General features: G+C 37.0%; 4 protein-coding genes and 3 pseudogenes. 5 read left to right on the forward strand and 2 right to left on the reverse strand.

What is annotated here, in order from left to right; translation table 11 throughout:
* Nucleotides 1–455, forward strand: a 455-nt coding sequence (locus tag ISP71_08745) for an aminotransferase class III-fold pyridoxal phosphate-dependent enzyme (GenBank protein ID MBL6664173.1), incomplete at its 5' end; no start/stop codon positions are given.
* Between the two features lie 35 nt (nt 456–490).
* On the opposite strand, the gene ISP71_08750 is transcribed toward ISP71_08745, so the two are convergent.
* The gene (locus ISP71_08750; GenBank protein ID MBL6664174.1) at nt 491–700 is read right to left on the reverse strand and encodes a hypothetical protein; all 210 of its coding nucleotides are present in this window, start codon (nt 698–700) and stop codon (nt 491–493) included.
* A 20-nt stretch (nt 701–720) separates the two neighbouring features.
* On the opposite strand from ISP71_08750, the pseudogene ISP71_08755 reads away from it, so the two are divergent.
* The 4 genes and pseudogenes from ISP71_08755 to ISP71_08770 all read left to right on the forward strand — a co-directional run bounded on the left by ISP71_08755 (nt 721) and on the right by ISP71_08770 (nt 5,493).
* Nucleotides 721–1,932: pseudogene (locus tag ISP71_08755) on the forward strand (M36 family metallopeptidase).
* Nucleotides 1,918–2,322: pseudogene (locus tag ISP71_08760) on the forward strand (metalloprotease). Before ISP71_08755 ends, ISP71_08760 begins: the two co-directional pseudogenes overlap by 15 nt.
* A 612-nt stretch (nt 2,323–2,934) precedes the next feature.
* A pseudogene (locus tag ISP71_08765) lies at nt 2,935–3,231 on the forward strand (PKD domain-containing protein).
* A 537-nt stretch (nt 3,232–3,768) separates the two neighbouring features.
* A complete protein-coding gene (locus ISP71_08770) occupies nt 3,769–5,493 on the forward strand; it encodes a T9SS type A sorting domain-containing protein (protein MBL6664175.1) in 1,725 nt (574 codons plus the stop codon).
* A 27-nt stretch (nt 5,494–5,520) separates the two neighbouring features.
* On the opposite strand, the gene ISP71_08775 is transcribed toward ISP71_08770, so the two are convergent.
* A partial coding sequence (locus ISP71_08775) for a CotH kinase family protein (protein ID MBL6664176.1) occupies nt 5,521–6,615 on the reverse strand: 1,095 nt, incomplete at its 5' end.

A 6,615-nucleotide genomic window follows, 5' to 3' on the forward strand; every position in this document is an offset into this window, starting at 1 on the left:
GACATCCGATGGGTGCAGTGATTACAAGTGAAGAAATCTCAAATTCTTTTGAAATGGGCGTAGAATTTTTCAGCTCTTTTGGTGGAAATCCAGTTTCATGCGCCATTGGAAAATCTGTTTTAGAGGTCATTGAAAGCGAAAACCTTCAAGAAAATGCACGAGAGTGTGGGAATTACTACAAGTCTCTATTCGAAGAATTAAAAAAACAGCATGCGGTAATTGGTGATGTTAGAGGTTCTGGGCTGTTTTTAGGCATTGAGCTCATTGATGAATTCGAAAAACCAAATACCATTTTGGCACAACACATTAAAAATGAGCTTAGAAAGAACTACATTTTGATCAGCACCGATGGTCCTTTTGACAGTGTAATCAAAACAAAACCTCCTCTCGTTTTTAATCGCGAAAATGCCTTAAGAGTTGTTGAAGAGATTGATAAAATCCTTCAAAACAAATAAAAACCAAAAATAATATTAGTTCATCTTTTTTCGATTCATAAAATTAATAGTAAAAAATAGGCAACCATCAGCACTTTTTTTGTGTTATAACTATGCTGAACCACAACTATGAAAATTTTAACGGATACATCCGTATCTTCCATATGGAAATGTTTAATGATTTCTCCATCGTTAATTTTTATGTTTTGTGTAGTGAACTTTTCACTCAAAAAGTTTCTTTTCAATCCTGTGTTCCACAACTTCATTTTTTTAAAACAAAACAACTATGAAAGGCTTATTATCATTCTTATTTCTGCTGGCATTTTGGTCAATTAATAGCCAAAAAAATATTGAACTCATAAATGAATTTTTATTCAATTCGAGTAAAGAATATCATTTATCTACTGGCGATTATAAAAATATTATCATCACCGATGAGAGCTTTTCTAAATTAAGTAAAACTCATCATGTTTATGTAAATCAGACATTTAACGGAATAGAAATTCTCAAGTCTGGAGGAAATTTTGCCATCAAAAATAATGAAATCGTATTCTTCAATCTACAGCTAATTTCTGATATTGAGGCTAAAGTTAATGTCACCGAGTATTCAATTGATGCAAAAAAAGCAATAAATTATGCTCTTGCCAAAATTGGTATCACAAGCAAAACAGATATTGACCTTATTCACCATGAGACAGGAAAGAATAACTATCTTTTTGAAAAAGGTGATGTCTCTATCGAGGATATTCCTGTTGAACTCGTATACGTGAGAACGAATGTTGATGCATCACCATTGCATTTGGCTTGGGATTTAAGTATTTACGAGAAGACACAAAAACACTGGTGGAGTATTAAAATTGATGCTATTAATGGTGCTGTTTTAGATATGAATGATTGGGTATTGGAATGTACATTCGAAGACAACAATCATCGCAACCACAATCATAGATTACCATCAAAGTCAAATATTAATACAATATCCAATTTACCTCCCCCCACGGATTCATATAATGTTTTTGCTTTACCCTTGGAAAGTCCTAACCATGGAAATAGAAGTATTGTGTCAGGCACGGATAATCTTTCAGCTTCACCTTTTGGATGGCATGATGTTGATGGTAGTGCAGGTGCAGAATATACAATCACAAGAGGAAATAACGTTTATGCATATGAAGACCAAGATGACAACAATGCCCCAGGTTATTCGCCAAACGGTGGAGCGTTACTCAATTTTGATTTCCCATTAGATTTAAATAATGATCCAAGCACAAATCTTGATCCTGTCATTACCAATTTATTTTACATGAATAATATAATGCATGATGTATGGTATCAATATGGGTTTGATGAGGCTAGTGGTAATTTTCAGGAAAACAATTACGGAAATGGTGGAAATGGCTCTGATTATGTTAATGCAGAAGCACAAGATGGTGGAGGTTTGAATAATGCCAATTTTGCAACCCCTGGAGATGGAAACAACCCGAGAATGCAAATGTACTTATGGTCAGCTCCAACTTCAAACAACAATCTATTAGAAATTAACAGTCCTTCAAGCTTGGCAGGAGCTTATCAAGCCGTACAAGCAGGTTTTGGCCCATCAGTTCCTACAACTCCAATTACGGCTGATTTTGCATTGGTAGATGATGATACTGGTGACAATGAAGATGCTTGCGAGGCCCTGACTAATGCTGCTGAATTAAATGGTAAAATTGCTATTATTAGAAGAGGAACGTGTACGTTTGTTCTTAAAGTGGAAGCGGCAGAAGCCGCCGGTGCAATCGCTGTAATTATGGTGAATAATGTTGCAGGAGCCCCCATAACTATGGGAGGTGCCGACCCTGGCATTGGCATACCATCGGTAATGGTTTCTCAAGCAGATGGCGAAGAAATTATTAGTGCTTTACTCTCCTCAACAACAATCAATGGCACCTTACAAAGCTCAGGGAATCTCGTTCAATTGGACGGTGATTTCGATAATGGAATCATAGCACATGAATATGGACATGGAATTTCGACGAGACTTACTGGCGGTGCGAGTAATTCAAATTGTCTAAACAACGATGAGCAAATGGGTGAAGGGTGGTCTGACTGGTTTGGACTAATGTTAACTATTGAACCTGGAGATTTAGGAGAAGACGTTAGAGGAATTGGGACCTATGCTATAGGTGAACCGACAAATGGAAATGGCATAAGACCGGCACCTTACTCAACAGATTTATCGGTAAATAATTACACCTATGCAGCCACCAACAATACTGGAGCGATAAGTCAACCCCATGGAGTTGGGTTTGTTTGGTGTACAATGCTCTGGGACATGACCTGGGCTTTAATTGACAATTACGGCTATGATCCTGACCTTTACAACGGAACAGGTGGAAACAATATTGCGATGGCGCTTGTCATTGAGGCATTAAAACTACAAAGTTGCAATCCAGGGTTTGTTGATGGTAGAGATGCGATTCTTCAAGCTGATCAAATATTGTATTCAGGAGCTAACGAATGTATACTTTGGCAAGTATTTGCGGCAAGAGGACTAGGTTTTAGTGCAGATCAAGGATCTAGTTCAAGTAGGACTGATCAAACGGAAGCATACGACCTTCCTCCAGCCTGTCAACTTCCTACTGTGCCACCAGCAGCATCATTTACATTTTTGGCAGACTGCAATGGACAGGTTAATTTCACTGATGAATCCACAAATAATCCAGATTCTTGGAGCTGGGACTTTGGAGATGGAAATTCGAGTTCATTAGAAAATCCAACCCATGTTTACTCAAGCAGTGGCACATATATCGTTGAACTTATATCAACCAACATAATCGGATCGGGATCAAGCTCCATAAGTGTTACTGTTGTGCTTCCCGATGCTCCAATTGCTTCTGATGCATCAATTTGCCAAAACGAAACTATTACATTAACAGGAAGTGGAAGTGGAACTTTAAATTGGTATGACAATACTGGAACAACACTTCTAGAAACGGGCAACACATTTACTACTCCTGCTCTATTCACAACTACAAATTATCTTGTTCAAAATGTAATTGATCAAGCAGCTCAATTTGTAGGTCCTCAAAATGGATCATTTGGAAGTGGTGGATTTCATAATCAACCAGCCACTTTTGCTCTAAATTTTGATGCCTCGGTTCCGTTCAATCTAGTCTCAGTATGGGTCGATGCAAATAGCATAGGAAATCGAACAATAAACCTATACAATGACATTGACGGTGGTGGAGCTGTAATTGATCAGGTAACTGTCAATATTACAAGCACAGGTCCACAACGGATTACTTTAAATTTGGATATACCCTCAGCAGGAAGTTACAGCTTAGGAGGCGTATCAATGGATTTATACCGAAACAATGGAGGAGTGAACTATCCCTATTTCATAACCGATGTAGTAAGTATTATCAGTTCATCTGTTGGAACAGATTACTACTATTACTTTTATGACTGGGAAATCCAAACAAGTCCTTGCCTCAGCCCATTTACAAACGTTATTGCAACTGTCAACCCTACAGTGCAAAGTACGGATACCCAGGTTGCATGTGGGTCTTTCACCTGGATTGATGGAAATACCTATAACTCAAATAATGGAAATGCGACCTATACTTTACAAAGTGCAAATGGATGTGACAGTGTAGTTACGCTTGATCTAACGATTTATAATCCAAGCATTGGGACTGATGTTCAATCGGCTTGTGATTCATATACCTGGATTGATGGAAATACATATACAACAAGTAATAATAGTGCTACCTATACTATACAAAATTCGCAAGGATGCGACAGTGTCATTACTCTTGATCTTAATATTAGTAATTCAAGTTTTAGCACAGACATTCAAAGTTCATGCGGACCTTTCACTTGGATAGATGGGAATACTTATACTTCAAGTAATAACTCAGCCACCTACACCACTCAAAACACTGAAGGTTGCGACAGTACAATAACGTTGAATCTTACAGTAAATAACCCTAGCTTTAGCATAGATACCCAAAACTCATGTGGTCCTTTCACATGGATTGATGGTAACACCTATACATCAAGTAACAATACGGCTACTTTTACTATTCAAAACACACAAGGTTGTGATAGTACCATTACTCTTAATTTAGTTGTAAATGGATCGAGCAATGGAACTGATATTATTTCCGCATGTAATTCTTACACTTGGATAGATGGTGTGACATATACGGAAAGCAATAATACGGCGACGTTCAACATCATTAATGGCGCATCAAATGGATGTGATTCATTGGTGAACCTTAATTTGACCATTGCAAATTCTGTTACAGGAACTGACATACAAAGTGCTTGTGATTCTTTTATGTGGATTGATGGTAACACATATACTTCAAATAATAATACCGCCACGTTTACACTTCAGGCATCACAGGGATGTGACAGCATAGTAACACTCAATTTAACCATAATCAATTCAGATATCGTAACTGATATTCAAACGGCGTGTGGTTCATATACATGGATTGATGGTATTACATATACATCAAGTAATAATACGGCAACCTATACACTTCAAAACACAAACGGATGTGATAGTACAATTAACTTGGATTTAACAATTAATACTGTAAATAACAATGTCCTTCAGCTAGGACCTGGAACTGCACAGGCAGAACTTTCGAATGCGTCCTATCAATGGCTAGACTGCAATGATGCATTCAGTGAGTTACAAGGTGAGATAAATCAAACTTTTCAGTGTCAAGGGGCATGCTCATATAACATCGCAGTTGAAATAACCCAAAACAATTGTACTGATACTAGTGAATGTGTGGTATTAAGTGTATTGGATATTAATGAAGATCTTATCCAAGAGGAAATAACACTTTATCCCAATCCATCGAGTAATGAGGTTTATATTAAAGGTTTAAATCATCTTAAACAGATTGAAAAGATTGAGCTTATGGATTACAATGGCAGATTGATTAAAGTTTATTCGGGAAATACAAACTCCTTTGATGTCCAATTCCTGACTGATGGGGTTTATTTCTTAAACATTAGCCATCAAGAAGGGAATAAAATCCTGAGACTAACAATTCAGTAAAGTCCAAGATTAAAACTTGAAACCAGATTAATTTTTAACCAACTTAAGAACTTGACCATCTACTTTTAAAAAGTAGAGGTTTGGTTTCATTTTGGAAATATCAATCGACTGATTCGAATTGTAGATTAGGTCTGATTGAATTAACACTCCATTTGGACCTGTTACTTCAATTTGTGCTGGGAAAGATTTAATCCCTTCAATTGTTATTAATAATGAACTTGGATTAGGATAGATTGAAATATTTCTGTCAGCAAGGGAATGAATACCTGAGAAAGGTTCACAATCGACTACAGAAGTAAGATAATCATATCTTTCCTGTACAAAAGACTTTAGGCCCTGAATTGGACCTCCTGGTCCGCCACCTGGTCCACCTCCACCAAGATCATTTTCAATATTTTGGTCAAAATCATTATTTGAAAACATCTTGTTGTTATCCGCATATACCTCATCCTGAATTAATGCTTTCAAATCATCAATAATTGGATTGAGATATTCAGGATTAAAAATCGTATTCATCAAAAGACATAGCTCAGATGTATATTGATCCATCAAATTTGAATTTGAAAATATTCTTTCTAGCAAAGGCCTATTTTCTGAGTGATAGTCTATATTGAGAGTCGATGGATTCGCTCCCCCAAAGAAGCCATAGCTTCCGAATGCCTCATTTGCATCCCATTTAATCCATTGCCATTTCCCCATTCCCAAATTATGGTAGATGTAATAGTTCCTTGCAGATTGAGTATAGCTGTCCAGATTACTAAAAATATTGTCGAGTGCCGCAGAAGATAAAAAAGGCCCCAAATCCAAATGATTCTGAAGCTCTGTTTCAAATTCTATGTCACTAGAATTGTTAATGAAATCAATGAGCTCGAGCAAATCTGTCCAATCATTAGCATCTTCATTCGATTTCAATTCGTATGAGGACTCGTAAGATGCTTGAGACGTTCCGTAATACATGAGATTCGCTTCACCATCACCTCCCGAAAAATTGGAACCCGCTTTAAACAAATTGCCATCATCATTGAGCATTCTCCAATCCAAGAACTGGTCATCAATCTGCTCAACCATCGTATAGAAACCCCAAGCTTGTCCATTATACGTTACACTTGCATAATTGACTCG

The sequence above is a fragment of the Flavobacteriales bacterium genome, from assembly GCA_016779995.1.
GTDB lineage: Bacteria > Bacteroidota > Bacteroidia > Flavobacteriales > UBA7312 > UBA8444.

Bases quoted from the DNA above. Each gene is read 5' to 3' on its own strand.
- ISP71_08750 (MBL6664174.1), bottom strand. From the start codon at position 700: ATGAAGTTGTGGAACACAGGATTGAAAAGAAACTTTTTGAGTGAAAAG.
- ISP71_08770 (MBL6664175.1), top strand. From the start codon at position 3,769: ATGGATTTATACCGAAACAATGGAGGAGTGAACTATCCCTATTTCATA.